The organism is Cryobacterium glaciale, assembly GCF_004402535.1.
In the GTDB taxonomy this organism is placed as follows: Bacteria; Actinomycetota; Actinomycetes; order Actinomycetales; family Microbacteriaceae; genus Cryobacterium; species Cryobacterium glaciale.
The window spans coordinates 90,779-116,953 of the sequence record NZ_SOEY01000016.1 but is presented as its reverse complement, the minus strand read 5'-3'; the positions used below and the strand labels follow the sequence as shown (position 1 = coordinate 116,953).

The 26,175-nt window shown below is 66.6% G+C and carries 25 protein-coding genes and 1 pseudogene; 6 read left to right on the top strand and 20 right to left on the bottom strand.

Annotated features, from left to right (window positions below; all coding sequences use genetic code 11):
* Positions 1-204: 204 nt before the first annotated feature.
* From E3O06_RS08045 to E3O06_RS08020, 6 genes are all read right to left on the bottom strand, one after another.
* Positions 205-1,047: an FAD:protein FMN transferase gene (locus E3O06_RS08045; RefSeq protein ID WP_241979982.1), complete on the bottom strand. Its 843-nt coding sequence runs from the start codon at positions 1,045-1,047 to the stop codon at positions 205-207.
* Between the two features lie 10 nt (positions 1,048-1,057).
* Positions 1,058-1,546 carry an FMN-binding protein gene (locus tag E3O06_RS08040; RefSeq protein WP_134502529.1) on the bottom strand — a complete coding sequence of 163 codons (489 nt, stop codon included), beginning with the start codon at positions 1,544-1,546 and terminating at the stop codon, positions 1,058-1,060.
* Positions 1,543-2,967 (bottom strand): ferredoxin reductase family protein, encoded by a 1,425-nt coding sequence (locus tag E3O06_RS08035; RefSeq protein ID WP_241979980.1) that lies wholly within the window; start codon positions 2,965-2,967, stop codon positions 1,543-1,545. The genes E3O06_RS08040 and E3O06_RS08035 overlap by 4 nt, the downstream gene beginning before the upstream one ends.
* A gap of 65 nt (positions 2,968-3,032) precedes the next feature.
* A complete protein-coding gene (locus E3O06_RS08030; protein ID WP_241979979.1) occupies positions 3,033-4,130 on the bottom strand; it encodes an FUSC family protein in 1,098 nt (365 codons plus the stop codon).
* Position 4,131: 1 nt separating this feature from the next.
* Complete coding sequence (locus E3O06_RS08025; RefSeq protein ID WP_134502527.1) at positions 4,132-6,711, bottom strand: ATP-dependent helicase; 2,580 nt, start codon at positions 6,709-6,711, stop codon at positions 4,132-4,134.
* 70 nt (positions 6,712-6,781) lie between these two features.
* Complete coding sequence (locus tag E3O06_RS08020) at positions 6,782-7,792, bottom strand: glycerophosphodiester phosphodiesterase family protein (protein WP_134502525.1); 1,011 nt, start codon at positions 7,790-7,792, stop codon at positions 6,782-6,784.
* 233 nt (positions 7,793-8,025) lie between these two features.
* Here E3O06_RS08020 and E3O06_RS08015 point away from each other — a divergent pair, with 233 nt between their 5' ends.
* From E3O06_RS08015 to E3O06_RS17510, 3 genes are all read left to right on the top strand, one after another.
* Complete coding sequence (locus E3O06_RS08015) at positions 8,026-8,844, top strand: Bax inhibitor-1/YccA family protein (RefSeq protein WP_134502523.1); 819 nt, start codon at positions 8,026-8,028, stop codon at positions 8,842-8,844.
* A gap of 117 nt (positions 8,845-8,961) precedes the next feature.
* On the top strand, positions 8,962-10,824 hold the full coding sequence (locus tag E3O06_RS08010; protein ID WP_134502522.1) for a pyruvate kinase: 1,863 nt from the start codon (positions 8,962-8,964) through the stop codon (positions 10,822-10,824).
* Positions 10,825-10,869: 45 nt separating this feature from the next.
* A complete protein-coding gene (locus tag E3O06_RS17510; protein WP_166788140.1) occupies positions 10,870-11,022 on the top strand; it encodes a hypothetical protein in 153 nt (50 codons plus the stop codon).
* Between the two features lie 34 nt (positions 11,023-11,056).
* Here the strand turns inward: E3O06_RS17510 and E3O06_RS08005 are convergent, their stop codons facing one another.
* The gene (locus E3O06_RS08005; protein WP_134502520.1) at positions 11,057-11,305 is read right to left on the bottom strand and encodes a Rossmann-fold NAD(P)-binding domain-containing protein; all 249 of its coding nucleotides are present in this window, start codon (positions 11,303-11,305) and stop codon (positions 11,057-11,059) included.
* Between the two features lie 85 nt (positions 11,306-11,390).
* Here E3O06_RS08005 and E3O06_RS08000 point away from each other — a divergent pair, with 85 nt between their 5' ends.
* Positions 11,391-12,659, top strand: a complete 1,269-nt coding sequence (locus tag E3O06_RS08000) for an MFS transporter (RefSeq protein ID WP_134502518.1) — start codon at positions 11,391-11,393, stop codon at positions 12,657-12,659.
* Between the two features lie 30 nt (positions 12,660-12,689).
* Here E3O06_RS08000 and E3O06_RS07995 read toward each other — a convergent pair.
* From E3O06_RS07995 to E3O06_RS07980, 4 genes and pseudogenes are all read right to left on the bottom strand, one after another.
* Positions 12,690-13,010: pseudogene (locus E3O06_RS07995) on the bottom strand (GNAT family N-acetyltransferase); the annotation flags it as partial.
* 79 nt (positions 13,011-13,089) lie between these two features.
* Positions 13,090-14,052, bottom strand: coding sequence for a phosphotransferase (locus E3O06_RS07990; RefSeq protein ID WP_134502516.1), 963 nt, complete (start codon positions 14,050-14,052; stop codon positions 13,090-13,092).
* Positions 14,053-14,096: 44 nt separating this feature from the next.
* Complete coding sequence (locus tag E3O06_RS07985; RefSeq protein ID WP_134502515.1) at positions 14,097-14,444, bottom strand: hypothetical protein; 348 nt, start codon at positions 14,442-14,444, stop codon at positions 14,097-14,099.
* Complete coding sequence (locus E3O06_RS07980; RefSeq protein WP_134502513.1) at positions 14,425-15,234, bottom strand: EamA family transporter; 810 nt, start codon at positions 15,232-15,234, stop codon at positions 14,425-14,427. Before E3O06_RS07980 ends, E3O06_RS07985 begins: the two co-directional genes overlap by 20 nt.
* Between E3O06_RS07980 and E3O06_RS07975 the strand changes: the two genes are divergently transcribed.
* Positions 15,224-15,574, top strand: a complete 351-nt coding sequence (locus E3O06_RS07975; protein ID WP_166788138.1) for a MarR family winged helix-turn-helix transcriptional regulator — start codon at positions 15,224-15,226, stop codon at positions 15,572-15,574. The genes E3O06_RS07980 and E3O06_RS07975 overlap by 11 nt on opposite strands.
* 150 nt (positions 15,575-15,724) lie before the next feature.
* Here E3O06_RS07975 and E3O06_RS07970 read toward each other — a convergent pair whose 3' ends face one another.
* From E3O06_RS07970 to E3O06_RS07945, 6 genes are all read right to left on the bottom strand, one after another.
* On the bottom strand, positions 15,725-16,147 hold the full coding sequence (locus tag E3O06_RS07970; protein WP_134502510.1) for a hypothetical protein: 423 nt from the start codon (positions 16,145-16,147) through the stop codon (positions 15,725-15,727).
* Between the two features lie 191 nt (positions 16,148-16,338).
* Entirely contained in the window at positions 16,339-17,964 is a 1,626-nt protein-coding gene (gene guaA, locus E3O06_RS07965; RefSeq protein ID WP_134502563.1) for a glutamine-hydrolyzing GMP synthase, read from the bottom strand.
* Between the two features lie 2 nt (positions 17,965-17,966).
* Positions 17,967-18,416: a DUF3817 domain-containing protein gene (locus E3O06_RS07960; protein WP_134502508.1), complete on the bottom strand. Its 450-nt coding sequence runs from the start codon at positions 18,414-18,416 to the stop codon at positions 17,967-17,969.
* A gap of 10 nt (positions 18,417-18,426) precedes the next feature.
* On the bottom strand, positions 18,427-19,191 hold the full coding sequence (locus tag E3O06_RS07955) for an SURF1 family protein (RefSeq protein WP_241979990.1): 765 nt from the start codon (positions 19,189-19,191) through the stop codon (positions 18,427-18,429).
* A 5-nt stretch (positions 19,192-19,196) separates the two neighbouring features.
* Positions 19,197-20,672 carry a cation:proton antiporter gene (locus E3O06_RS07950; protein ID WP_134502504.1) on the bottom strand — a complete coding sequence of 492 codons (1,476 nt, stop codon included), beginning with the start codon at positions 20,670-20,672 and terminating at the stop codon, positions 19,197-19,199.
* Positions 20,673-20,675: 3 nt separating this feature from the next.
* Positions 20,676-21,209, bottom strand: coding sequence for a cation:proton antiporter regulatory subunit (locus E3O06_RS07945; RefSeq protein WP_233193339.1), 534 nt, complete (start codon positions 21,207-21,209; stop codon positions 20,676-20,678).
* Between the two features lie 212 nt (positions 21,210-21,421).
* Between E3O06_RS07945 and E3O06_RS07940 the strand changes: the two genes are divergently transcribed.
* On the top strand, positions 21,422-22,399 hold the full coding sequence (locus tag E3O06_RS07940) for a hypothetical protein (RefSeq protein ID WP_134502503.1): 978 nt from the start codon (positions 21,422-21,424) through the stop codon (positions 22,397-22,399).
* A gap of 206 nt (positions 22,400-22,605) precedes the next feature.
* Here the strand turns inward: E3O06_RS07940 and E3O06_RS07935 are convergent, their stop codons facing one another.
* The 3 genes from E3O06_RS07935 to E3O06_RS07925 form a co-directional block, all read right to left on the bottom strand.
* Positions 22,606-24,336: a glycerol-3-phosphate dehydrogenase/oxidase gene (locus E3O06_RS07935; protein WP_134502501.1), complete on the bottom strand. Its 1,731-nt coding sequence runs from the start codon at positions 24,334-24,336 to the stop codon at positions 22,606-22,608.
* A 58-nt stretch (positions 24,337-24,394) separates the two neighbouring features.
* Positions 24,395-25,513, bottom strand: a complete 1,119-nt coding sequence (locus E3O06_RS07930; RefSeq protein WP_092107329.1) for a GuaB3 family IMP dehydrogenase-related protein — start codon at positions 25,511-25,513, stop codon at positions 24,395-24,397.
* Between the two features lie 112 nt (positions 25,514-25,625).
* On the bottom strand, positions 25,626-25,958 hold the full coding sequence (locus tag E3O06_RS07925) for a hypothetical protein (RefSeq protein WP_134502499.1): 333 nt from the start codon (positions 25,956-25,958) through the stop codon (positions 25,626-25,628).
* Between the last annotated feature and the right edge of the window lie 217 nt (positions 25,959-26,175).

Genomic DNA, 26,175 nt, shown 5'->3' with positions numbered 1-26,175 from the left:
CGAGTCGCCTGAGCGGGCAGGCGGTGCCCGAGCGCGGGTTCGGTGGCCGGGCGCACGTTTGATCATGCGCCGACCGAGCAATCTTGCGCCCAGCCCGACCTGCGCCTAGGTCGTCGCGAGCGCGATTGATTCGGGGCCACAGCACCCCCGCGTCACGCGACGATCAAGCGCCACGTGCCAACTGTCCGGGCAGGCCGCACCGGCTTACTCTGCTCGGCGCAGCCCCGGAGTCGCGAGCAACTGGCCGTCACGGAGCACCGCGAGCACATCAATTGCGAAGCGCTCGGTCAGCTCGTTTAGCGTCGTCTCACCGCCCGCCACGATCGCCGTCGCGAGCACGTCGGCCGTGACGATGTCGGCGGCGAACACGCTCACCTGACGAAACGGCGATGGCTCGCCGTTCGACGCCGTCCAGATGTGTTCGCCGCGTTCCGCGCTGCCCGAGGTGGCCACTGCCCGAAGCGGCTGCCGCAGCGGCACGCTCGCAATCACCTCACCCCGATCAGCCGGATCGACGATCGCCACGACCCATTCGGGGTTCTCGGATACTGCGGATGGAGCAGCCACCCGATGTCCGGTCGGCATCGCGCCGGCGGCGGATTCCCAGGCCTCAAATCGATCGTCCGGCTGGCCGCTGACCAACACGTCACCGCCCGCGTTGATCGACCAGTTGGCGAGGCCGCTCGTGCTCAGGGCCGCCCCGGCTTCGGCGATGGCGAGCGCCTTGACCACCCCGGAAAGGTCGATCACCCCATCCGCACGATGCGGCGTGAACACGCCGTGGGTGCGATCCCGCCAGTCCAGCGCTAGGGCGTAACAGTTGCGCAGGCCTTGACTCGCGTCGGTCAAACGGATGTCGCCGCGCGCGACCCGAGACAGCTCCGAGTCATCCTGATACAGGCTGAACTGCTCATCCCACCGCCGAAATACCGTCTCGACCAGTTCACCAATCTCGGCAGCGGCAGCGGAATAGGCGAGTCGCAGGCTGACGACCGTACCCATCGTTGCAAAGGTGAGGGAGGACATCCGCTCGAAGTCACGGTGCACGATCGACACCCTAGAATCCGGCCGCATCGAGGGCCGACTGCAGCGACTGCAGATATCCGTCGGTCGTGTACGTGGCGCCACTGACGTTTTGCACGCTGGCGGACTGGGCAGCGAGCACCTCGGAGCGCAGAATCGGCGCCGCCCGGTTGCTGATCTGCACGGACCTGCCATCGTGGTCGGTGAGCTGCAGGGCGGTGACGTCGGTGATGGTGCCGGCGTCGATCGTGACGGAGACTTGAATATTACCGAACCGGGTGGCCACGACCGAGCCGGTGAAGGTGCCCGATTGCCCCACCGGTGCTGTGGTGGCAGCCGCGGCAGCGTTCGCGGTCGCTGCCGCCTGTGCTGCGGCATCGGTTGCAGCCGTGGCTGCGTCGGTTCCGGAAGTGCTGAAAGCCCGGCTCTGTGAGGCGTCAATCGCCGGCGAGCCGAGCTGCCAGCCGATGCCGACAATCGAGACGGAGGCCAGCGCGGCCAGTGCTACTGCGCGTGCTCTCACCAGTCGAACCTTTCGTAGTGGATCTGCTTCTTGGGAACTCCGCCAGCGCGGGCATCGCGCACGACGGCGTCGGTCCACGGCCGGGGGCCGCAGATGTAGATATCGGATTGGTCAAGTTCGGGCACGATCGTGCGCAGGGTGATGCCGGCCCGGGCGGCATCCGCTGGCAGCCAGGTGCTCACGCCCGTGGGGCGTTGGCCGGCGATGATGCGCAGCTCGGCGCCGCGCACCCGGCAGAGGTCGGTGAGTTCGTCGACCAGGTAGGTATCGCCGAGGGAGTGTGAGCGGAGCAGCACGGTGGCGTTGCCCGGCGCGAACGATACCGTTTCGAGCAGTGAGCGAATGGGGGCGACGCCGATGCCAGCGGCGATCAGTACGACGCGGGGCGCGGTACGGGCACTTTCGGTGAAGAGTCCGTAAGGGCCTTCGAAGCTCACCCGGGTGCCGCGCGGTACCCGGGGCAGTTCGGCGGAGGCGTCACCGAGGCCGCGTACCGTGATGCGCAGCGAGCGTCCGTTCGGGGCTGCGGACAGCGAGAACGGATGCGCCTGCCACCACAGTCCGGCAGACCAAAACCGCCAGATGAAGAATTGGCCGCTCGTCGCCCCCAGCAGGTCGAGCCGACGCCCCACAAGGCTGATCGACACGACGCCGGGCGCCACCTGCTCGATGCTGTCCACTCGAAGTTGGTGCCGCAGGGACCGCACGACCGGAAGTACGAACCGGAACACGATGATCGCCGCGGCGACGGCCGCATACAGGCCGAGCCAATAGTAGCGGGCGATGGCGCCCTCACTAAGCAGGCCGCCCACGCTCAATTGGTGAGGAATGGCGACGAGCACGGAGAGGTAGGCGAGCAGGTGCACCGCGTGCCAGGCCTCGTAGCGAAACTTGCGACGCACCACGACGAGCGACGTCACGACGACTCCGATCATGAGCGCGAGGCCGAGAAAGGCCAGCGGTAGGTCGGGCAGGGACGTGAACATGTTCCAGACCTCGACGAAGACGTTGACGTTTTCGGCGAGTGCGTAGCCGGTGATCAACAGCACCGCGTGGCCGAGGATAAGGTACAGCGCCGGTTTGCCGAGCGACTGGTGCACGGCCATGGCCTGGTCGTGCCCGAAGGCGTGGTCGATCGGGGGCAGCCGAGCGGCCAGCACGAGCATCACGAGCAGCAGGTCGGTTCCGACCAGGCCCGCGACGATTCCGAGCGAGGTGAAGGCGTCGGCCGGGGTGCCGAAGCGGGCGGCTCCCCCGTCGGCGAGAAAGATGGCGATCACGATGGCGACCGACGCGACGCAGAGAATCTGCAGGCTGTCGGCGAGGCGCATCCGCTTGCCGTAGGCCGGGTGGGGCAACGCGGCGCGAGTGCGGTGCGTCGGCGCCGGGCCGATTCGGGTGGTGCGCGTGTCGAGGCTCATGAGTAGAGCATCGGGCGCATGCCCATCGAAGAGCTATCGATAGCCTGTGAACGGTCTGTGTGTCGTCAATGCCTCATCTTCGGCAGTACTCTCCGCCGTGCCCTCGCCTGTACGAGCAGCACGATCACCAGGGCGACGACACTGCCGAGCACCGTCTCGAGGACGCGATCGACCAGCAGGTCCGGCACCGGCACCGGACTCGTGAGGTGCACCACGGTGAGGGCCAGTGGGGTCACGAACAGCAGAGCGGCCCCGTAGTGGCGACCGATCAGAATTTCGGCGCCGAATTGACACAGCGCGATGACCAGGATGAGCACCGCAACCGGCGGGCCGGACAGCAGCACGAGCGCCGTCAGACCCACGCCGAGTGTCGTGCCGATCATGCGGTGGAAGGCGCGCGACACGGAGTGCTTCGCGCCGGGTGGCGGGAGCACCGCCACGACGCTGACCACCGCCCAATACGGATGCCCGATCCCCAGAGCGAGGGCGAGGGACCCGGCGGCGAGCGCACCGACCACGTTTTGGGCGATGGAAATCCAGACCTGACGGTCACGGATCGCGTCGGGTCGCACCAGGGCGCCGCGCAACAGATTCTTGTACAGCTCGGGTTCACGTCGCCCGGCCACCCGCCGCAACAGCCAGCCCGACATGGTGAGCAGCCACGCGAACACAGCGGCGGCGACGGCCACGAGCAGCCGGAGCCAGAATTCGTCGCCCGGGGTGGGCAGCTGCGCGATCACGGCGTAGCCGAAGACGAAAAAAATGGGTGTGGCCGGAAACAGCCCGGCCGTGTTCGCCACGAGAATTCCGGCCACGATCACCAGGACCAGCCCGGCGGTCAGCACGATCAGCGGCGCCTCGACCAGGGCCAGCACCAGGGCGAGGGTGATGATCGCGAGCATGAGTGCCCCGGCTACTGTCACCGTGCGCAGCCGCACCCGATAGGGCTCATTGCGGCCGAACAGCGCGGTCATCGCGCCGAAGGCCGCGTAGGCGGCCCAGTCGAGCTGGCCCAGGGGCACAAGCAGGGTGAGCGGCACTGCGGCGGCGACTGCGGCCCGGCTGGCGACCTCGAACTGGAAGGCACGCAGGGAGAGCACCCGCTGCTTCAGGGTTTCGGGCTTGCCCGGCTCCGAGTCCGGTTTGGGACCAACGGGGTGCACCCTAGATCTTTTCGATCGGAGCGATCTTGATCAGCAGTTTCTTGGCACCCATGCTGTCGAACTGCACGTGGGCGATGCGTTTGGTGCCCTCACCGGTGACCTGATTGACCCGGCCCTCGCCAAAGTCGTGGTGGCGGATGCGGTCGCCCGCCGCGAGTTCGAGGCTGCCGTTGTCGCGCACCGTTCCGGTGATCTTGTTGGCCCACTCGGTCTTCGGCTTGCCCGGCGGCAGTCCGGCCTCTTTCGCGCTGTTGCTGCCACGGCTGCGGCCGCCGAAGCCATCACTCAAGGAATTGAGGGAGTTACCGAAGCCACCGAACCCGCCATCGCGGCGCGCGTTCAGGGCGCGCGGCTGAGTGCCGCCGCGGGAGTTCGCCATGCCCGGCGACTGCTTCCAGTCGATCAGCTCGGCCGGAATCTCCTGCAGGTACCGGCTCGGCATGGCCACGTTGATGTCGCCGAACTGGGCCCTGGTCATGGCGAGCGAGAGGTAGAGCCGTTTGCGCGCGCGGGTGATACCCACGTAGAACAGGCGGCGTTCTTCGGCCGGTCCGCCGGGCTCATTCGCTGACATCTGGTGCGGCAACAGCCCTTCCTCGACACCGGTCAGGAACACGGCCTCATATTCGAGGCCCTTCGCGGTGTGCAGGGTCATCAGCGAGACCGTGCCCGAGGCATCGTCGAGGTCGTCGGCCGCGGCCACGAGCGACACCTGGGTGAGAAAGTCGACCAGGCCGCCGTCGGGGTTCTCCTTATTGAAGTCCTTGGTCTGGGCGACGAGCTCCTCGATGTTCTCGGCGCGCACCTCGTCTTGCGGGTCGCGGCTGCTGCGCAGCACGGCGAGCAGTCCGCTGCCGTTCAAAAGAAACTCCAATACTTCGCTGACGTTAGCGGCACCGTCGTTTGCGGCGCCGACCGGCACACCGTCATCGGTGACCGAGGTGGGCACGAGCATGAGCGCGGCGGCATCGAGCAGCTCAGCGAGCTTGAGGATGGCGCCGGTCACCTTCGGGCCGAGACCGAGCGAGGCGGAATTGCGCATGGCCTGCCGAAAGGTGAGCTCGTTGTCGTCGGCGAAGCTCGACAGCCCGGTCTCGGTGGCCGGACCGATGCCGCGCTTGGGGGTGTTCAGAATGCGGCGCAGGGCGAGTTCGTCGACCGGGTTGGCAACGGCGATGAGGTAGGCCAGGGCATCCTTGATCTCGGCCCGCTCGTAGAACTTGGTGCCACCGACCACCCGGTACGGTGTGGCCGAACGCACGAGGATCTCTTCAAGCGCTCGGGTCTGCGCGTTGGTGCGGTAGAACACGGCCATGTCGCGGTAGGCCATGCCGGCGGCGTGCAGCACCTGGATCTCGTCGGAGACGAATTGGGCTTCGTCGTGCCCGGAGTAGGCGGTGAAGCCGACGATTTTCTCGCCGTCGCCGCCCGCACTCCAGAGTTTCTTGTCGGTGCGGTCGAAGTTGTGGCCGATCACGGCGTTCGCCGCCGAGAGGATGTTCTGGGTCGACCGGTAATTCTGCTCGAGCAGGATCACCTTCGCGCCCGGATAGTCCCGCTCGAACCCGCTGATATTGCGGGTGTCGGCCCCGCGGAAGGCATAGATCGACTGATCGGAGTCGCCGACCACGGTGAGTGACGCTCCCGGGATGGCGCCGGTCATGTCCCGCAGGTTGCGCACGTGCACGCCGTCATCTTCCATCTCCTGGGCGAGCTCGGCGGTGACCGGACGGGTGAGCTCGTGCACGAGGGCGTACTGGGCGTGGTTGGTGTCCTGGTATTCGTCGACCAGCAGGTGCCGAAACCGCCGCCGGTAGAGCGCGGCGACCTTGGGGAACGCGCGAAACAGGTAGACGGTCTCGCCGATGAGGTCGTCGAAGTCGAGCGCGCTCGCGGCGCGCAGCCGAGCGGAGTACTGCCGAAAAATCTCGACGAACATGACCTCCTGGGGGTCGCTCATGTTCGCGTTGCGCGCGTAGGAGTCCGCGTCGGCGAGCTCATTCTTGAGCTTGGAGATCTTGGCGCCGGCCGAGCCGGGCGTGAACCCGTAGGTGTCGGCGTCGAGCCCCTTGATGATGCGCTTGAGGGTGACCTTGGTGTCGGCCGAGTCGTAGATGCTGAACGTGCTCGACAGGCCGATCTTCTCGGCTTCGCGGCGCAGAATGCGCACGCAGGAAGAGTGGAAGGTGCTGATCCACATACCGTCGGACCCCTGGCCGAGAATGGCGTGCACCCGCTCGCGCATCTCAGCAGCAGCCTTGTTCGTGAAGGTGATCGCGAGAATCTGGCTCGGCCAGGCGTCGCGGGTTTCGAGCAGGCTCGCGACCCGCCGGGTGAGCACGCTGGTCTTGCCCGAGCCGGCGCCCGCGATGATGAGCAGCGCCTGCCCGCGGTATTCAACGGCCTCTTTCTGCTGCGGGTTGAGCCCGTCGAGCAGCGGGCTCTGCCGGGCGCCGCCCGTGCCCGCATGTCCCTGCGCCGCATAGCCGTTGGCTGCTCTGTCGGACGCATCGAGGATGATCGGCGTGGCCGAACGACGGGCGGTGGCGGGCGCGGATTCCGCGTTAAGAGGTGTGGTCATGTCGGTTTCCAGTGTAGGCGAGGCCCCTGACAGCAGAACTGGTCAGCACGATCTGATCAGCACGAACTGGTCAGCGCAGCGCGTCGCGCACGTGCACGGCCAGATCGGGGTGGTCGGCGAACACCCCGTTGACTCCCGAGTCGAGAATGACCCGAAACTCCGACTGCCAGTGGCCGAAGTCCGCCTTGCGGGCACCGTTGCGAAAGGATTTCGCCAGGAATTTGTTTTCCGGGCGCAGAGTCCAGCAGTAGATCTCCAGCCCGACGGCGTGGGCGTCGTCGACCAGGGCGGATGCCCCGATCGTTTCGCCCGCGATATCCGTTTCGAGAATGAGCGATTTGGGAACGCTGATGCCGTCGATCGCGTCAGAACCAGCGGCCAGCTGCGCGAGACCGGCGGCCGTGAGGTGATCAGCGTAAGGTGCGGCGCCGGCACCGAACTCCGCCACCTGGTCGGCCGGACGTCCCTGGTCTTCCAGCAGAAAGATGCGTTTGCCGCGCACACCCTGGGCTCGAACGCGGGCGAGCACGCTCGGTTCGAAGCTCTCCACGGTGAGCCGGTCGGTGTTCCAGCCCGCAGCGGAGATCTCAGCGGCGAACAGTTCGGCCAGCGGCAGGTCGAGTGCGGCGAAATAGTTGGCGTGCTTGATCTCGGCGATGATGCCGAGCACCCGGTCGGCCTGCTCGGCCGCGGCGTCGACAATGTCGAACAGGTCGCGCAGGCGCAGAATCGGCTGCTGGTCGTTGAAGGTCGTATTGCCCTGGCGCAGGGTGGGCAGCCGTTCCCGGGCGCGCAGGGTGCGTAGTTCGGCCCAGGTGAAGTCCTCGGTGAACCAGCCGGTGACCGGGTTGCCGTCGATGTACTTCTCGGTGCGGCGAGCGGCGAATTCGGCGCGAGTGGCGACATCCGTGGTGCCGGAGATCTCGTTTTCGTGGCGGATCACGAGCACACCGTCGCGGGTGGCCACCAGGTCTGGTTCGACGGCGTCGGCGCCGAGCGCGAAGGCAAGGTTGAAAGCGGAGCGCGTGTGCTCTGGCCGGTGGCCGCTCGCCCCGCGGTGGCCGATGACGATGGGTCGCATGGTTTCAGGCTATCGGCGCCGACAGAACGGATGCTGGGGGCCAGCCACGCTCGCAGCACAACGGGGCTCAGAACACAGTCGATAATGCTGCAAATCCGCTGATCGCCGCGCATTCCCCGGTGCATTCGCAGTCACTCTCGGGTACCGTGGAGGGAGCGCCGCACCAGGCGCTGCGTGCCGGTTTGCCCGCATGCACCGAATTACCCACCAGCTGATTGTGAGTACAGCACCCCATGGCATCCTCCAACCCCGCTTTCTCCCGCAACGAAGCGTTCGGCGCTCGTGGCGCAGTGGCGTCGTCGCAGGCCCTCTCTGACAACGATCTGCAGTCGATGTACAACCGGCCATCCGCCGGTGCGCAGGACACCGAACGCATGACCTACGAAGACACCATCACCAAGACCGGCCTCGGCTTCGCGCTGCTGGTCGTCGCGGCAATGATCTCCTGGGTCGCCACCCCGGTGCTGCCGTTCCTGTTCATCCTCGGCGCCATCGTCGGTTTCGTGCTCGGTCTGGTCAACACCTTCAAGAAGGAGCCGTCGGCCCCGCTGATCCTCGCCTTCGCCGGGGCCCAGGGCCTGTTCGTCGGCGGCATCTCCCGCGTCTTCGACGACATCTACCCGGGCGTCGTGGTGCAGGCGGTTCTCGCCACCCTCGTCGTGGTCGCCGTCACCCTGGCCCTGTTCAAGAGCGGCAAGATCCGCGCCTCGAAGAAAGCCACCAAGATCTTTCTGATCGCCATGATCGGCTACGCCGCTTTCTCGCTCATCAACGTGGGAATGATGATCTTCGGCGGCACCGACCAGGCCTTCGGCATGCGCAGTGCGAGCATCAGCATTCTCGGCTTCGACATCAAGCTCGGCATCCTCATCGGCCTCCTCGCGGTGCTCCTGGCCGCGTACTCGCTGGTGCTCGACTTCGACTTCATCCAGAAGGGCGTCAACAACCGCCTGCCGCGCAAGTACGGTTGGACCGGCGCGTTCGGCATCATCATGACCGTCGTCTGGCTCTACGTCGAAATGCTGCGCATTTTCGTGCTCACCCGCGAGTAGCAGCTCGAACCCTGTCAGTGGGCCGATCCTCGCGGATCGGCCCACTTTTTTGTGTTTGCACCCCGGCCGTTCACCGGCACCCGCCATACTGGGCGGGCCCGCCACGAAAGGGACGCTATGACATCGCTCGAGTTGTCCGACTTGATCTCCCTGCACTCCGAGATCGTGGCGTTGCGGGCCGATCTGCTGCTGGCCGAAGCCCGACAGGCCGAAGAGATCGCCGCCGTTGCGCCACACCATGAGTTCAGTGCGACAAACCTGGTGCACTACGCCGAGCTGCGAGCCCACGATGTGCGCGATCTGCAGACTCGCCTCGCCCGCCACGGTCTGACCTCGCTCGGGCGCACCGAATCGCACGTTTTGGCGAGCATCGATGGGCTGCTCCGCACGCTGTCCCTGCTGATCACTCCCGACGATCGCTTCGTTCCCGTTGCGGTGCCCCCGCAACTGCCTGACGGCGCCGCCATCCTCACCCGCAACACGGCCCTCCTGCTCGGCAGGCAGCCGGAGCATCGTTCCACGCGCATCATGGTGACCCTGCCGAGCGAGGCGGCCACCGACGGCGAGCTGGTGCAGTCCATGCTCGAGAGCGGAATGGACATCGCCCGCGTCAACTGCGCCCACGACGGGGCGAGCGGGTGGAGCGCGATGATCGCCAATATCCGCTCGGCCGAGGCGTCGACTGGCCAGCGTTGCCTCGTGGCCATGGATCTCGGCGGCCCGAAACTGCGTACCGGACCCATCGAGCCCGGCCCCGAGGTGATCAAAATTAAGCCGGTGCGATCGGCGACGGGTGCCGTTCTTCGTCGCGGGCTGGCCTGGCTCGGAACGCGACCCGACAACGCGGTCGCGCCGGGGGCATCCGTTGTGCCGGTCACCGACCCGAGTTGGGTCGCCCTGCGCCACGTCGGCGACACGATTGACTTCGTCGACGCGCGCGCTTCGCACCGCACGCTCACCGTCGAGCAGAGTTACCCCGACGGATGCCTGGTGTCACTCACCCAGACCGCCTACTTCGTTCCCGGGCTCGCTCTGGCGGCCGACCGCGATGAGCCCGGCGTGGTCGGGGTCGTGGACGAACTGCATCCGACCGAACAATCCCTGCTCGTGCACCGGGGTGACACCCTCATTCTCACCGCGGACCTCAGCCCCGCAGCGGTCTCGACCGACGGCACCCACCGCATCGGCTGCACTCTGCCCGAAGCCTTTCGATCGGCGCACCCCGGCGAGCGCGTGCTGCTCGACGACGGCAAGATCGCCGGAGTCATCAGGGCCGTGGCGCCCACAGAGATCACTGTTGAGGTGAACCGTGCCGGCGTGAGCGGAACAAGACTGAAAGCGGAGAAGGGCATCAACCTGCCCGACACTCAGCTCGCGATCTCGGCACTCACCGACGACGACGTGGCGGACCTCACTTTTGTACGCACCCACGCCGATATCGTGAACATATCCTTTGTGCGCAGTGCAGCCGACGTGCGGGACCTGCTTGCGCACCTCGAGGGCAACCCGGAACTCGGCGTCGTGCTGAAAATTGAAACCGTCGCTGCGTTCGAAGCGCTACCGCAGATTCTGCTCGAAGCCATGAGGTGGCAGGGCGTCGGAGTGATGATCGCTCGCGGCGACCTGGCGGTGGAAGCCGGTTTCGAGCGGCTCGCCGAGGTGCAGGAAGAGATCCTGTGGCTGTGCGAAGCGGCCCACGTGCCGGTGATCTGGGCGACCCAGGTGCTCGACACCCTCGCCCGTACCGGCGTGCCGTCGCGCGCCGAGGTGACGGATGCCGCCATGGCCGAACGCGCCGAGTGCGTCATGCTCAACAAGGGCCCGTTCATCGCCGAAGCCATCGCCATGCTCGCCGGCATTTTAGGGCGTATGCAGGGCCACACCGACAAGAAGCGCAGCCTGCTTCGGCGCCTGCGGGCCTGGGATCTCGACACCCCACAGGTCGCGCCGGTCAGCGACGGGAGCAGCAGCATCCGCTAGAAAGTTGTGGCGCGCTTACCCGGCACACTGTGGTTGGCTTAAGCAATGAGCTTTACCGACCTGCACGCGCTGCTCCCCCTCGAAACGAACGGCCTGAACGCCACGTTCGGCTACATCGGCAGCGCCATCGTGCTGCTCGGCCTCGCCTGGGTGGTCGTGCTCGCCATTCGCCGCTACCTTCGGGCGCCGAAAGACTGACCGAACGGATGGCCGCGCCCCATTTCGGCAGCCGCTACGCGAGCGCTCCGGCGACGAGCTCAGCGTCATAGGACAGCTCGATGACTCGGTCCCAGCGGGTTTCGGCGACTCGGTCGTACGCCCCGGGTGCACGTCGATCAGAGCGGATGCTCGTCACGCCGTCTGCAAAATCCCCCGCCTCGCCGCGCGCGAGGCGGGTCACCTGTTCGCCTCGGGCAATCAACTGGCGGACGATCTCGCGACCGAGCCAGGCCGTTCCGCCAAGAATGCGGGTGCGCGTCATCTGTTCAGTCAATCGCAACGGCGAGGGTTTCAGTCCGGGGTTCGCCCGCAGCGAACCGCGTGGATCCCTGCGTAGACTCGGGGTCATGTCGCTCGGTCGTCCTTTCCGTGCGTTGTGGACGTCGAGTGCCTCCTCCAATCTCGCTGACGGGGTCGCGTTCATCTCGATGCCGCTTCTGGCGGCAGCCCTCACCGACGATCCGCGACTCGTCGCTGGGCTGGCAACGAGCTACGCCTTGGTCCGGCTCCTGGTTGCGCTGCCCATCGGCGTGTGGGTCGACCGGATCGATCGGCGCACGATGCTCATCGTTGCCAACCTCATCCGCGGGCTCGCGGTGATCGCCCTGGCAGTCTCCGTGCAGCTCGACGTCGGGTCACTGCCGCTGCTCTGCGCGGCGTTTGCCATGGTCGGAACGCTGGAAAGTGCGGCGGACAACGCATCCGTTTCTTTGCTGCCCGGGGTCGTGCCGGACCAGCATCTCGACCGGGCCAACGGCCGCATCTCTGCCGCGCAGCTGATTGCCGACGAGTTCGCCGGGCCACCGCTGGGTGGGCTGCTGTTCGCCGTCGCGGCCGCCACTCCCCTGTATTTCATGGGCGGACTCTGGGCCGCGGCCGGATTGCTGGCCCTCGCCCTGCCCATCCGGCGGCTGGGTGCATCGACCGGCATAGGGCTCGGGCCGCGCCAACCGGCTTTGCGAGAGGCAATGCAGGGCATCCGCTGGCTCGCCGGCAATCGGACCGTCGGCGGGCTCGCGCTCATCGGAGCCCTCGCGAGCGTGGGTTATATGCTTCCATTCTCGATTCTCGTGCTTTTCGCTGAGCAAAACCTCGCTCTCGATGCTTTCGGTTACGGTGTGATCCTTGCTGTTTCGGCGCTCGGCGGGCTGGTCGGATCGTTTGCCACGGCGCGGGTGACCGGGCTGTTCGGCTACCGATGGACGATCGTTGTGAGCCTGCTCACCGGCGCGGTCGCGCTCTTCGCACTGAGCGCCACGACAAACGGCGTGGTTGCCGCGGTGCTGCTCGCGGTCTACATTCTGCATGCCGTCGTGTGGGGAATCTGCGCCACGTCGCTGCGGCAGCGACTCGTGCCCGACACCCTTCGGGGCCGGGTGAACGCGGCCTCACGCGTGCTCAGCCTGCTCGGGCTGGCAATCGGTTCAGCACTCGGCGGCCTATTGGCTGTCACGAGCCTGCCGCTGTCGATCGTCGTCGGCGGTGCTGTGTTCGTGTGCTGCGCGGTACTGGCCGCCCTCGTCATCCCCCGCCATCCACACGCTGTCCCCACGAACAGCATCAGCGTCGATCCTGCCGTCCGCGGAGAAGCCGATCTTCTCGAGCACCCGAAATGACGGGATGTTCCACGATCGAACCGTGGCCCAGAATCGAGTTCGCCCCGTAGCCCAGCCCGCGTCGAGCACGGCCTGAGCCGCTTCGGTGGCGCAACCGTACTCGTGGGCGGCCCGGCACAGCTTGAAGGCGATCTCGGACTCGGCCAGCGTTCCCTCCCCCACGATCAGGCCGCAATAACCGATGAAATCGCCCTCGACTCGGCGTTCGATCGCCAACAGCGACAGTTTGGTACGGCTTGATTCGTCGAGCTGGTCCTGGATACGCCCGCGCATCTCGTCGACCGTGGGTCGGCCCGCCGCATCGATCACCCGCCGGAACCGAGGGTCCCGCTCAGCCCACAATTCACGCACGGCGCTGGCGTCGGAGAGACGCCACGGCCGCACCGCAGCCGCGAGGTTTCCAGGTGCTGCGGGAAAGGTTGAAGCTCCCTCACGGCCTCTCTCGCGCCTTCCAGCCGAGCCGTTCTCCCAGCCAGACCAGGCCGGCCACGCCTTCAGCACGCTGAAAAGCGCGCAACGTCGGCGTATTCTCCGGAGCGGGTTTCTGAGCCGCGTCCAAAAAGTATGCCGTCAAACCGGACAGTACGGCGTTGATGGCGTGGTCATCCGCGTCGGCGAAGAGCGGATGAGTCGCAATGATCTCATCAACGTCGGCGTCACTTCCGCGCAGGCGCGCGTCGAGCAGAAACGTGAGGGCGTCGAGCCACCGCACGCCGACCCCGGCCCACGGCCAGTCCACCAGCCAGGCCCGGCCGGTGTCATCGAAGAGGATATTGTCACTCCGCAGGTCGAGATGCAGAAGATAGTCTCCGTCGACGACCTGCACCGCACCCGCGGCCAGTTGCTCGAGTTCGTCGAGGTGCTCGTAGGCGCAGGCCGGCAGCGCTTCTGCACGCCCCGCAGAGCGGATGCTGCGCCAACCAGCGAACGCAGAAACCAACTCCGCCACCGCATCCGGTACACCGGCCCACCCGGCGCCGCCGCGAACCTTCGGCAGCGACTCGAGCGCCGACAGAACGGCGAGGATCTCAGAGAGCGTCGGAATCTCTCTCGGGTGCACGCCGGCGATGCTCTCGATGACCAGCGCCACCCACTCGCCGTCGTCGTAGAACCCCAGAAGCCGGGGCACCGCCAGAGAAGCGGGTAGCATTCGCAGCACCGCCAGCTCGCGCCGGTGGAGGTCGAGGGTATCGGAGTTTCGTTCGCGACTCACGGCTTTCACGAAGGCTCCGCGGCCATTGGCCGCGTGCACCCGGTCGGCGCTTCCCGGCGAGAATCCGTTCGCCTGGCTATGTGCTTCGACTACGGCTCCGCCCAGAATGTTCTCGACGGTCGCAGGAATCGAGGCGGGTAACTCCGGCCAGGTCAGTCTGAGCTGGTCGTGGTCCGTCATCTGGCGAGCCTAGCCGGTGGTCGACCTAGACGGTCGGTGCGCAACTAAGCGATCGCGCGCAACTCGTCCGAGGCCGGAAAGGTCAGGGTGAAGGTCAGCTGGGGAATATCGATCGCGCCCCAGTCGTCTTTCTTGACGAGGATTCTCTCCGTGGAGACCTCGGTGATGCGCACCCGCAACCACTCGCCTGTATCGAGCCGCAGCTCAAAGGGGTCGGCCAGATAGCCGATTCCCAGCGCATCCAGTGCCTCTTCCGCGGTCAACCCGTCCAAAGCATCGGTGCGAGCGCGACCGAGCAGATCGATCACGAGAAAGCCGTCGCCGGAAGCTCGCAGCCAGCCGAGCAGCTCACCGTCCGAGCCCCGTCGGTGTTCAATCCAGTCCTGGTCCATACGGCAACCCCACGCGCCCACTTCGGACCGTAGCGGAGACGACGACGGCGACCGAGCCCAGCACGATCACGACCCCCGCGACCTGCATCTCGGTGAGCCGCTCGCCGGCGATCGTCCACCCGAGCAGGATGGCCACTACCGGGCTGAGCAGGCCGAGGAAGGCGATCGTACTCGCTGGCAGACGACCGATCCCGTGAAACCACACGACGTACGCGAATGCGGTTCCAACCACGGAGAGATAGGCGTAGCCCATGATGTTGGTCTCGGTCAGTGATTCCGCGGGGATCCCCTCGACCATGAGCAGCACGGGCAGCACGGGCAGCACGGGCAGCACGGGCAGCAGGGTGATCCCGCCCGCGATGAGCTGCCACGCCGACGTCGCGAGCAGCAGCGCCGGCTGCCCCCATTTTTTCGAGAGCACGATCCCCGATGCCATGCAGACGGTCCCGGCTGCAGCGGCCAGCGCACCAATCACATCGAGCCGCGCTTGGGACTGCAGCACGATCAGGCTGACTCCGATTGCGCCGGCAGCGCCGCTGGCCAGCACGCGCGCGGTCAGTTTTTCGTGGAGCACCCGGCTCGCGAGGAGCGCGACAATGAGGGGTTGCAGGCCGCCCACGATGGCCGCCACGCCACCGGGAAGGCGATACGCCGCAATGAAAAGCAGGGCGAAGAACGCCCCGATATTGAGCACGCCGAGCAGCCGCACGTCCCTGGCCGTGGACGCCCGCCCGGCCGCCACTTTCGCGCGGTACGGGCTGGACGCATCCGCTTTTGACGTGCTTGCCACTCTGCTGCGAAGCGGGCCGCCCTATCGCATCACCCCGGCGGCACTGGCCCGGGACGCCATGATCTCGACGAGTGCCGTGGCACAACGGCTGAACAAGCTGCAATCGCAGGGGCTCGTGAACCGCGAGTCCAATCCAGACGACGGCCGGGGCACTATCGTTGCCCTGACGGATGCTGGCAAGCGGCTCATCGAGACCGCCCTGGTTCCGCACGTGGAGACCGAACGGGCCATCACCGAGGTCCTCACCGCCCAGGAGCAGTCGCTTCTCATCGGGCTGCTGCAGCGGATCAGCGTCGCGGCCGCGACGCCGCTGCCGCGGATCGCGCGCCGTCGGCCTTGACCTAGTGCTCGCCGGGTCGCCGCGCGGCCTGCAGAAGGGTAGGGACATCCGCTCGCAGAATCGCCTGGGCCGTTGCCTTCGGGGTCATGGCCTTTCTGGGCGTGAACGCGTTCCTCCCGTTCGCAGCGTAATCGAGCGGGTGCGGCTCGCCTAGCGGTGTGTGCGCGCGGCCAGCTCGGTGGCCATCGTGGCGACGAGCATAACCAGCGACGCGGGCGCCCAAATGATGCGCTCGCGCTTGCTCGGCGTGAGGGTATTCAGCACCACGCCCACGGCCAGCAGCCCGATTGCGACCCACATGACCACCGGAACAGCCCGCCCCGGAACCACCTGCGGCACCGCGTGGCCGCCCCGACGCAACACCACGAGTGCCACAATCGCCCACACAACGGATGCGACGGCGCTGCTCCCCCGCATCCGCCCAGTCGGGTGCTCGATCACCCCGCCATAGGCAGCCCGGCCCCAGGGAGCGCCGAGGGCGAGCGCCAACTGGAACCAGGCCAGTCCGGCCAGGAGAACGGCCCCGACCCCGGACGAGTATCGGGCGATGGGGGAGGCAGTCGACCGTGTCATGCCGCCGATACTAGGCGCATTCGCATGGGCGCGCCTGAAACGGGTGGCCGCTACGCCGATTACCGTAGCGGCTGCCGATCCGGGGCGCGGCTATCGCCGGGCAGCACAGGGCGCGGCCACGAGCGGATGCCCCGACCCGGCACACAAAAAGGGCCGGCTCTAACGAGCCGACCCGTCGAACTAGCCCGGGATCACTCCCACTCGATGGTTCCCGGCGGCTTCGACGTGACGTCGAGCACCACGCGATTCACCCCGTCGACCTCGTTGGTGATGCGGTTGGAGATCTTGGCGAGCAGGTCGTAGGGCAGGCGGGTCCAGTCGGCGGTCATGGCATCTTCCGACGACACCGGGCGCAGCACGATCGGGTGTCCGTACGTGCGGCCGTCGCCCTGCACGCCGACCGAGCGCACATCGGCCAGCAGCACGACCGGGCACTGCCAGATTTCGCGGTCGAGGCCGGCGGCGGTCAGCTCGAAGCGCACGATCGCATCCGCTTGGCGCAGCAGGTCGAGACGTTCCTGGGTGATCGAGCCGACGATGCGAATGCCGAGGCCGGGGCCGGGAAAAGGCTGGCGCTGCACGATTTCGGCTGGCAGTCCGAGCTCGGCGCCGATCGCGCGCACCTCGTCTTTGAACAGGGTGCGCAGCGGTTCGACCAGTTCGAACTTGAGGTCGTCGGGCAGGCCGCCCACGTTGTGGTGGCTCTTGATGTTCGCGGTGCCGCTGCCGCCGCCGGACTCGACCACGTCAGGGTAGAGCGTGCCCTGCACGAGGAAGCGGATCGGGTCGCCGTCGATTTCCTTGGCCTCGTCGATCAGTTCGGCCTGGGCCTGCTCGAAGGTGCGAATGAACTCGCGGCCGATGATCTTGCGCTTGGTCTCCGGGTCGCTCACACCCTCGAGCGCCACGAGGAACTGCTCGCGCACGTCGACGGTGACCAGACGGATGCCGGTGGCCTTGACGTAGTCCTCTTCGACCTGACGACGTTCGTCTTCGCGCAGAAGGCCGTGGTCGACGAAGACGCAGACCAGCTGGTCACCGATGGCCTTGTGTACGAGGGCCGCGGCGACGGCGGAATCGACTCCGCCGGAGAGGCCGCAGATGACCTTGCCGGCGCCAACCTGGGCGCGAATCTTCGCGACCTGCTCGGCGATAACGTTGCCGCTGTTCCAGTCGGCAGCGATGCCGGCGGCGCGGTGCAGAAAGTTCTCGAGCACGTGCTGGCCGTTCTCGGAGTGCTTGACTTCGGGGTGCCACTGCACGCCGTAGAGCCGCTTCTCGTCATTGGCGAACGCGGCGACCGGGGTCGAGACCGAGGAGGCGAGCACGGTGAAGCCGGCGGGGGCCGTGGCGACCGAGTCGCCGTGGCTCATCCAGACCGTCTGGCTGTCGGGCTGGTTCGCCAGCAATACGTTGTCGCCATTGCTCACGATGACCGGGGTCGAGCCGTATTCGCGGGCGCCAGTGTGGGCGACCGTGCCGCCGAGGGCGGTCGCCATCACCTGGAAGCCGTAGCAAATACCAAGCACGGGCACGCCGAGCTCGAAGATGGCCGCGTCGAAGGCGGGTGCGCCCTCGGCGTAGACGCTCGACGGGCCACCGCTGAGTACGATTCCCCTCGGGTTCTTGGCGAGCACCTCGGCGGCGGTGATCGTGTGCGGCACGATCTCGGAATAAACGGATGCTTCGCGCACACGCCGGGCAATCAGCTGCGCGTACTGCGCACCGAAGTCGACCACGAGAACGGGGCGATCCAGTCCCGAATCTGCAATGGGGCCCGAATCGGCGAGGGCGGCATCCGCTGTGGGGGTGGTCATGCTCATGCTGGGGCCTGGGCCTTCTCGGCAACTGCCGCGGTTTCTTCGGCGTTCTCGGCGAGGAAGCGCTTCACCGTGCGGGCGACGGGAACTTCGACGATGAACGACAGGGTGGGAACGACGCCGCCGAGGGCGATGAGCACGAAGCGCCAGAACGGCCAGCGCATGAGGCTCCACAGGCGGAAGTCGGCGAACAGGTACAGCACGTAGAACCAGCCGTGCGCGATCAAGATGCCGGTGCTCAGATTGACGGCCGCGACAGTGTCGGTCGGAACGAGCGCGAGGAACCCCTGAGCGCCGCCGAGTTCGATCTCGTGGCCGAAGCCGTACTTGATGACCATTTCGATGCAGAGCAGCAACAGGAAGACACCGGTGATGGTCGACGATATCTGGTACAGCCGGAGCGCACCGGGAATTCTGGGCAGATCGGCGAGCTTGGGTTGGCGAGGCATGTGGCTAATTCTACGTGTGCGCACCGACAGCTTCCGCTGCCTCGGCGTCTTCCTGCTCGCGTTCGAGGGCGTCGCGCACCAGGCGGTACCAGAGGAACACGGCGAACCCGGCGAAGACGACCCACTCGATCGCGTAAAAGATGTTCAGCCAGTTCAGCGACTGGTCGACTTCGGGCACCGGGGAATCGATCACGTCGAGGCCGGCCGGGGCCGCCGCGTCGACGATGTATGCGGAATAGACCGATTCGTCGGTGAAATCGGCCCACAGATTAATGAGAGCGGATGGCGCGACCTTGGTCAGCTCCATCGAGTCACCGTCCGGGTCGGGCAGCTCCGGGGCCTCGCCGGTGAGAAAGCGTCCGGTCAGGGTAACCGGGGAATTGTCCGGTTCGGTCCGGAGCGTGGCGATGGCGGCCTCGGCTGCGGATTTATCGGGAGCCCACCCGCGCGCGACCGCGATGCTGGAGGCATCCGTTTGAAAATGGCTGACGACCCAGAATCCCTCGACTCCGCCATTGATGCGCGTCGTGATGAGCGTCTCGTCTCCGGCCACCCAGGTGCCCTCGGCGGTGACCATCTGGCCGGTCGCGATCTGCGTCACTCCGCCGTCGGGCTGCGCCACCTCGGCGAGCGGCTGCGCCTGCTCGGTGGTGCGCTCCACGACCACGCCGGACTCGATGGCGCGGTCCAGCTGCCACTGCCCAAGCAGGGCGAAAGCTGCGGCGACGCCGAGGGCAAGCAGCAGTGCGGCCACCCAGCGGGGGCGCACCATCATTCTGATCACGAATAGTCACCTGTGTGAGTGTCTCGCCCGGGTTTGCGTGCCGGTGTGTCGGCGTCGTCATCGTCGGGTTCTGGGGAATGCTGACCGAGAGCGAAATCAGCCATCGAATCCAGCCCGGAATTGGCCGAATGCGAGTGTTTCTGTCGTTCCACCGTATCGGGCGCCGGGTGGGAATTGGCCGAGTCGCGTCTGGCAGCCCGGTGGGACTCGTCGGCATCGGCGGCCTGGGCAGCCGTCGCCGCCTCGACGAGTGCGATCTCCTCGTCGAGCATCGGATTGCGCGGCGCACGGGTGGCAGCGGATGCCGGCACGCGGCGCCTCAGAGCCGACCCGATCTTCTCGGAATTCGAAGCGAACAGCGGGCCGAGGATGGCCATGACGAGAACGTAGAGGCCCGCGAACGGCTGCAGCCTTGGGTCAAGCCCGGCCGACACCGACAGGGTCGCCAGAATCAGCGTGAACTCGCCGCGGTTGACGAAGATCGCGGCGGTGTTGAGCGCCTCGCGCGGCCCCATCTTATGCAGCCAGGCCAGCAGGGCGCCCGACAGCAGGCTGAGCACAAAGGTCATCACGATGGCGATGAGCACCACGCCGATCACCGAGCCGAACTGGGCTACGTCGAGGGCGAGACCGAAATTGAGAAAAAAGAATGCCGCAAAGATATCCCGCAGGGGCACGGCGACGCGTTCGATCTTGGCGCGATAGCTGCTCGCGCCGAGGACGACGCCGATCAGGAAGGCTCCGATCGCATCGGTGACCCCGATGATCTCGCCGATGCCGGCGAACAGCACCACGAGGCCGAAGAACAGGATGGTGAACAGTTCGTCGTCTTTGGTGCGCATCAGTCGCGACACCACCCGCCCGCCCCAGCGAGCGATGGAGAACATTGCCACGAGAAACAGGAACGCGATGGACAGCTGCAGCACGATGGGCCAGATCTCGGTTTCGCCACTGAGTACGACAGAGACGATCGAGAGGTAGATCGCGATGAAAATGTCGCCTACCACGGTCACGCCCAGGATCATCGGGGTCTCTTTGTTGGCGAGGCGGCGCAGTTCGATGAGCAGCTTGGTGATGATCGCGCTCGACGACGTTCCGGTCATGCCGGCGATGACGAGGGCTTCGCGCGGGCCCCAACCTACGAGCAGGCCAAAGATGAAGCCGGCACCCATGTTGATGAGAATCCAGGATCCGCCGGAGATGATCAGGGTCTTGGCGTTGCCGAAGAATTCTTCCTGGTCGAACTCGAGGCCGAGGCTGAACAGCAGCAGAATCAAGCCGAACACGGCGATGAGCTCGATGTCGGCGGATTGAAAGTCGAGGGGGAAGAAGTCGGTGTTGGGGCTCGCGAGAACGCCCACGATCATGTAGATCGGGATGGTGGGGAGCCCGATCAGCTTGCCCAGGCGGCCGAGAACGTAGGCGACGACGAGCAGGATGCCAAGAACGAGGAGGTCTTCGCCCAGGTGCACCGCTTAGCCCCCGGGTGGAGCGTCGACGGTCTTCGCCTTCACTTCACCGGTGCGGAAGAAGGCGAAGGCCTTGACGACCTTTTCGGGCGAGCCGGCGACGACGAGGGTGTCACCGGGGAAGACCTTGAAGTCGGCGGCGGGGGCCGGGTTGGCGGATTCGCCGCGCACCACGGCGACGACGGTGAGTCCGGCGATGCCGCGGTCGGCGGGGTTGCCGAGCGCCTGCCCGGCGATGTGGTCTTCATAGTCCACTGTGAACCAGTCGATGCTGAGGCCGGGAATCTGGTCGAGGGCGCTGAGCGACTCGGTGATCTGGGTGCCGCCGAGCAGTTCGGCGAGGGTGTGCGCCTCGTCTTCGTTGAGCCGGAGCGAGACTTTGCTCGCGTCGGGGCCGCCCTCGTCGTCGGCGAAGGTGATGAGGTCGCTGTGGCCGGATCGGTGGGCGATGACGCCGACCTTGCCGCCGTCATCCGTGATGAAGGTGTGCAGCACACCCACGCCGGGAAGTTTGACCCGCCGAACATCAACCATTGTCATGACTCCTGAGGTTTAGGGGCAGTCCCCCTATTCTATCGGAGCCGTTTTTACCGCCGCGCCCAGCGGATGCCCGCGCCCCATTTCGGTAGGCGCTACGCCGATTACCGTAGCGCGCACCCAAACCGGGCGCGCTCATGCCGATCGGCCACCGAGTTATGCACAGATTGTGCCAGAGCAGTCGAACCAGACACCTCATGTGCCACTCTCCCGTCATGACAGTCGCATCCGTGGATCCCCTCATGGCCATAACGCGAGCAGATGGCCTGGTGTTGCGCTGCGACGCGGCGGCGGTCGGCCTCGATCAGGAATTGCGCCGTGAATTCTCGCGGGGCCAGTTGGTGCGCATCCGTTACGGGGTCTATGTGGGCACCAGTGTGTGGTCGACGCTCAGCCCGAACGCTCGCTATCTGTGTCGCATTCGCGCCTACGCCGCGATCAGTCCTGAAGCGCCGGTGTTCTCGCACCATTCCGCGGCGGCGATCTGGGGGTTGCCGCGACCCGCGGCCTGGCCGACGGATGTCCACATCACCGTCCCCGAGGCATCCGGCGGCCGTTCGCGACACGGGGTCGTTCGGCACACTGCGGGACCGCCGCCACGGGTCGTCGAACGCGACGGGCTTCGGGTGACAACGGTCGCTGACACCGCGGTCGAAATGGCCCGCGTTCTGCCGTTTGCAGATGCCGTCGCGATGATGGATCGTGCCATCCATATTCCCCGGCGGGGCGTCAGCTTGGCGACTCGCGAGGACCTGGATCGGTCGCTCGAGGCCCTCGCCGGTCCGGCGCGGGTGAAGGGACGGGCGACAGCGCTCCGAGTGGTCCAGTTCGCGTCTACGCAATCAGGCTCGGGCGGCGAATCGGTCAGCCGAGCCAACATCGATCTGCTCGGATTCGAGGCTCCAGAATTACAGGTGCGTTTCGACGACGCCGCAGGCTTCATCGCCTTCGTCGACTTCTTCTGGCGCTCGATCAGCAAGGTCGGAGAGTTCGACGGCCTCGGCAAGTACGTCAAGGAGGAGTACACGCGCGGCCTCACAACGGCACAGGTCGTGATGGCGGAGAAGGACCGCGAGGACCGCGTGCGGGCGCTCGGACCGACATTTGCGCGGTGGGATTGGAAGATCGCCCGCGACCTGTCCGTCTTCGGCGAGTTCCTGCGCAGCCACGGAATCCCCCGCGGCGCGCGATAGTTGCGACCGCGCTGCCTAGCGGTGCAAGCGCACCTGCGCCCAATGCGGCGCCTGCCCAGCGGATGCCGGCAGCGCCGAAAACGGAACCACACCGTGAGTGCGCCCCATTTCGGTAGGCGCTACGCCGATTACCGTAGCGCGCACCCAAACCGGGCGCGGTCATGACGGGGGCGGCAGCTCACCACCCCTGGCCGCCGGCGCGGGCTCTAGTTGGTGACCATGATGTCGGGGGCCTCGAGTCGCACCCGGTCGGCGGATTCGTCGTCGGGCTCCTCCTGCGACGCCCGTTCGGCGGCGACCCGGGTGAGGTAGAAGCCGACCTCGCGGTCGATGCGCTCCTGGTCCCAGCCAAGCACACCGGCCATGAGCGCTGCGGCGACCGGGGCGGCCGATACCCCGCGGTCCCAGGCTTCGATCGAGATACGGGTGCGGCGGGCGAGCACGTCTTCCAGGTGCAGCGCGCCCTCGTGCGAGGCCGCGTAGACCACCTCCGCACCGATGTAGTCGTCGGCTCCGGGCAACGGTTCGGCGAGTGCCGGGTTGTCGCGAATGAGGTCGAGCAGTTCGTCGGTGAGGGTGCCGTAGCGGTTGAGCAGGTGTTCCACCCGCACGGTGTGCAGCCCGAAGGCCCGCGCGATCTTGCCGCGCTTGTTCCACGCGGCCTGATATCCCTCAGCGCCCAGCAGGGGGATGTTCTGGGTCGTCGACGCCGGAATGCGGCCGTCGAGGGCCGATGCCGCGGCATCCACTGCGTCTTTGGCCATGATGCGGTAGGTGGTCCACTTGCCGCCGGCGATCACGACGAGGCCGGGCACCGAGTGTCCGACGAGGTGTTCGCGGGACAGCTTGGAGGTTTGGTCGCTCTCGCCGGCCAGCAGCGGACGCAGCCCGGCATAGACCCCCTCGACATCTTCGCGGGTAAGCGGCACGCTCAGCACAGAGTTGATGTGTTCGAGGATGTAGTCGATGTCGGCCGCTGTCGCGGCCGGGTGCGCCTTGTCCAGGTGCCAGTCGGTGTCGGTCGTGCCGATGAGCCAGTGCCGTCCCCAGGGAATCACGAACAGAACGCTCTTCTCGGTGCGCAGCAGCAGCCCCATGGCGCTCTGAAACCGGTCGCGCGGCACCACGAGGTGCACGCCCTTCGACGCGCGCACCTTGAAGGTGCCACGTTCGCCGACCATGCGTTGGGTGTCGTCGGTCCAGACACCGGTCGCGTTCACGACCTGCTTGGCCCGCACGTCGAAGCGTTCATCGGTCTGCAGGTCGTGGGCCCGCACGCCGACGACGCGCTCCCCCACCTTGATGAAGCCCTCGACCCGCACCCGGCTGGCAGCGTGAGCCCCATAGAACGAGGCCGTGCGCACGAGTGACGACACATAGCGGGCGTCGTCAACCTGGGCGTCGTAGTAGGTGATGCCGCCGACCAGTGCGTTGTTGGCGAGGCTCGGAATGAGCTTCTGTACCTGAGCTCTGGATAGGTGGCGGTGGTGCGGCACGCCGGGCGGGCGGCCACCGGTGTAGGAGAAGATGTCGTAGAGCAGCATGCCGGTACCGATGTAGAACCGTTCGATGAACCGTTTCTTGAGCGGGTATAGAAACCGCACCGGCTTCACCAGGTGCGGCGCGATGCGCTGCAGCAGCAGCCCCCGCTCGGTGAGCGCCTCACGCACGAGGCGAAAGTCGAGCTGCTCCAGATAGCGGATGCCGCCGTGCACGAGCTTGGACGACCGGCTGGACGTGCCAGACGCCCAGTCCCGCGCCTCGAGGATTCCGACGCTCAGACCTCGGGTGACGGCATCGAGGGCTGCCCCGGCGCCGACGATGCCGCCGCCGACGACGAGGATGTCGAGCTCTTTCTCTTTGAGCTTGGCGAGAGCGGCGACCCGCTCCTCAGGCCCCAATTTTGTGGACCGGGTGACCGAATTGTGGGAGGCCATTGCTGCTCCTGTTCAGACTCAGTGTGAAGGTGAGTTGACGAACTTTCTACCAACGACGCTAGTTCACTCGGTACGGCGCGACAACCACTTCGACCCGCTGAAATTCTTTGAGATCGGAGTAACCGGTGGTTGCCATCGACCGACGCAGCGCGCCGATGAGGTTGGCGGTGCCGTCGGCGACCGGTGCCGGGCCGTAGAGAATCTCCTCGAGCGGGGCCACGGTACCGACCTCAACCCGCTTGCCGCGGGGCAACTGCGGGTGGTGAGCCTCGGCGCCCCAGTGGAATCCGCCGCCGGGGGCATCCGTCGCCCGGGCCAGGGCGGTACCGAGCATGACGGCGTCGGCGCCGCAGGCGACGGCCTTGACGATGTCCCCAGAGGTGCCGAGGCCGCCGTCAGCGATGACGTGCACGTAACGGCCGCCGGATTCGTCCATATAGTCGCGGCGCGCGCCGGCGACATCCGCTACGGCGGTGGCCATCGGGGCGTGGATGCCGAGGGTCGCCCGGGTGGTCGACGCGGCTCCTCCGCCGAAACCGACCAGAACGCCGGCGGCGCCGGTACGCATGAGGTGCAGGGCTGCGGTGTAGGTGGCGGCGCCGCCCACGATGACGGGGACGTCGAGTTCGTAGATGAACTTCTTGAGGTTGAGCGGTTCCTGGTTCTGCGACACGTGCTCGGCCGACACGGTCGTGCCGCGAATGACGAACAGGTCGACGCCGGCAGCAACGACGGTCTCGTAGAGTTCCTGGGTGCGCTGGGGTGAGAGGGCACCGGCCACGGTGACGCCGCCCGCGCGAATCTCGGCGAGGCGGGCGGTGACGAGCGCAGGCTGGATCGGAGCGGAGTACATCTCCTGCATGCGCGCGGTCGCCTTATCGGCGGGCAGGCTGCGAATTTCGGCGAGCAGCGGCTCCGGGTTCTCGTGCCGGGTCCACAGGCCTTCGAGGTCGAGCACACCGACGCCACCCAGCTGGCCCATCATGATGGCCGTGGTGGGCGAGACGACGGAGTCCATCGGCGCGGCGAGCACCGGAATGGCGAACTGGTACGCATCGATGGTCCAGCCGACCGACACGTCCTCCGGGTCGCGGGTGCGCCGACTCGGCACCACCGCGATGTCGTCGAAAGCGTATACGCGGCGAGCGCGCTTGGAACGGCCGATCTCGATTTCCATGGCTTCAGTTTAGTCGGAGCCACCGACGGGGCTGGCGCGGGCGTCGCATCCGCTTGGCTGCGCTGCACTGGGACAGGTCAGCGCCAGCGGATGCGACGGCACCGACGGCGAACTACTCGCCGCAGGTGATGGTGATGCCGTTGTTTTCGAAGACGCCGGCACCGTTTTCGGCGCAGAACGCTGCGGTCGTGGCGATAGCGCCGACAGAGACGATGATGATGATCGCGAGGGTGACGGTGCCGAGGGCGCCGACGATGATGCCCCAGACCGCTGCCAAGTTCTTGAAGCCGGCCTTTTTTGATTTGCGCAGCGCGACGATGCTGACGATGAGGCCGATCACGTTGAACGGAAAGGCAAGGATGAGGCCGATCAGGCCGAGCTTCTTGCCGGGGTTTTCACCGATCGGCGAGGTACCCAGTTCGGGTGACGAGATGGTTTCGGTCATGTGATGCTCCTTGGTAGCGGGTTTGATGGGCGCCCCCAACGCGGTTCACCCCGCCCGAAGTGTAACCGCACGAAAGGGCTGGCTGGTGGCCAATTTCAGTCGGTGAATTGCCGGGTGCGCACCCGATGGACTGCCGCAGTTTTACGCGCACGGATACCGCATTCCGCTGGACTGTTTTTCCCCCAGAACTGGGTGATCGACGTTTGCGCCGCGCTGC

Coding starts and splice junctions, on each gene's coding strand:
- E3O06_RS07990 (WP_134502516.1), bottom strand. CDS start 14,052: ATGACGGACCACGACCAGCTCAGACTGACCTGGCCGGAGTTACCCGCC.
- E3O06_RS07935 (WP_134502501.1), bottom strand. CDS start 24,336: ATGGCCTCCCACAATTCGGTCACCCGGTCCACAAAATTGGGGCCTGAG.
- E3O06_RS07925 (WP_134502499.1), bottom strand. CDS start 25,958: ATGACCGAAACCATCTCGTCACCCGAACTGGGTACCTCGCCGATCGGT.
- E3O06_RS07930 (WP_092107329.1), bottom strand. CDS start 25,513: ATGGAAATCGAGATCGGCCGTTCCAAGCGCGCTCGCCGCGTATACGCT.
- E3O06_RS17510 (WP_166788140.1), top strand. CDS start 10,870: ATGAGCTTTACCGACCTGCACGCGCTGCTCCCCCTCGAAACGAACGGC.
- E3O06_RS07940 (WP_134502503.1), top strand. CDS start 21,422: ATGACAGTCGCATCCGTGGATCCCCTCATGGCCATAACGCGAGCAGAT.
- E3O06_RS08005 (WP_134502520.1), bottom strand. CDS start 11,305: ATGACGCGCACCCGCATTCTTGGCGGAACGGCCTGGCTCGGTCGCGAG.
- E3O06_RS08015 (WP_134502523.1), top strand. CDS start 8,026: ATGGCATCCTCCAACCCCGCTTTCTCCCGCAACGAAGCGTTCGGCGCT.
- guaA (WP_134502563.1), bottom strand. CDS start 17,964: ATGACCACCCCCACAGCGGATGCCGCCCTCGCCGATTCGGGCCCCATT.
- E3O06_RS07960 (WP_134502508.1), bottom strand. CDS start 18,416: ATGCCTCGCCAACCCAAGCTCGCCGATCTGCCCAGAATTCCCGGTGCG.
- E3O06_RS08000 (WP_134502518.1), top strand. CDS start 11,391: ATGTCGCTCGGTCGTCCTTTCCGTGCGTTGTGGACGTCGAGTGCCTCC.
- E3O06_RS07985 (WP_134502515.1), bottom strand. CDS start 14,444: ATGGACCAGGACTGGATTGAACACCGACGGGGCTCGGACGGTGAGCTG.
- E3O06_RS07955 (WP_241979990.1), bottom strand. CDS start 19,191: ATGATGGTGCGCCCCCGCTGGGTGGCCGCACTGCTGCTTGCCCTCGGC.
- E3O06_RS08020 (WP_134502525.1), bottom strand. CDS start 7,792: ATGCGACCCATCGTCATCGGCCACCGCGGGGCGAGCGGCCACCGGCCA.
- E3O06_RS08010 (WP_134502522.1), top strand. CDS start 8,962: ATGACATCGCTCGAGTTGTCCGACTTGATCTCCCTGCACTCCGAGATC.
- E3O06_RS07945 (WP_233193339.1), bottom strand. CDS start 21,209: ATGACAATGGTTGATGTTCGGCGGGTCAAACTTCCCGGCGTGGGTGTG.
- E3O06_RS08025 (WP_134502527.1), bottom strand. CDS start 6,711: ATGACCACACCTCTTAACGCGGAATCCGCGCCCGCCACCGCCCGTCGT.
- E3O06_RS07970 (WP_134502510.1), bottom strand. CDS start 16,147: ATGACACGGTCGACTGCCTCCCCCATCGCCCGATACTCGTCCGGGGTC.
- E3O06_RS08035 (WP_241979980.1), bottom strand. CDS start 2,967: ATGAGCCTCGACACGCGCACCACCCGAATCGGCCCGGCGCCGACGCAC.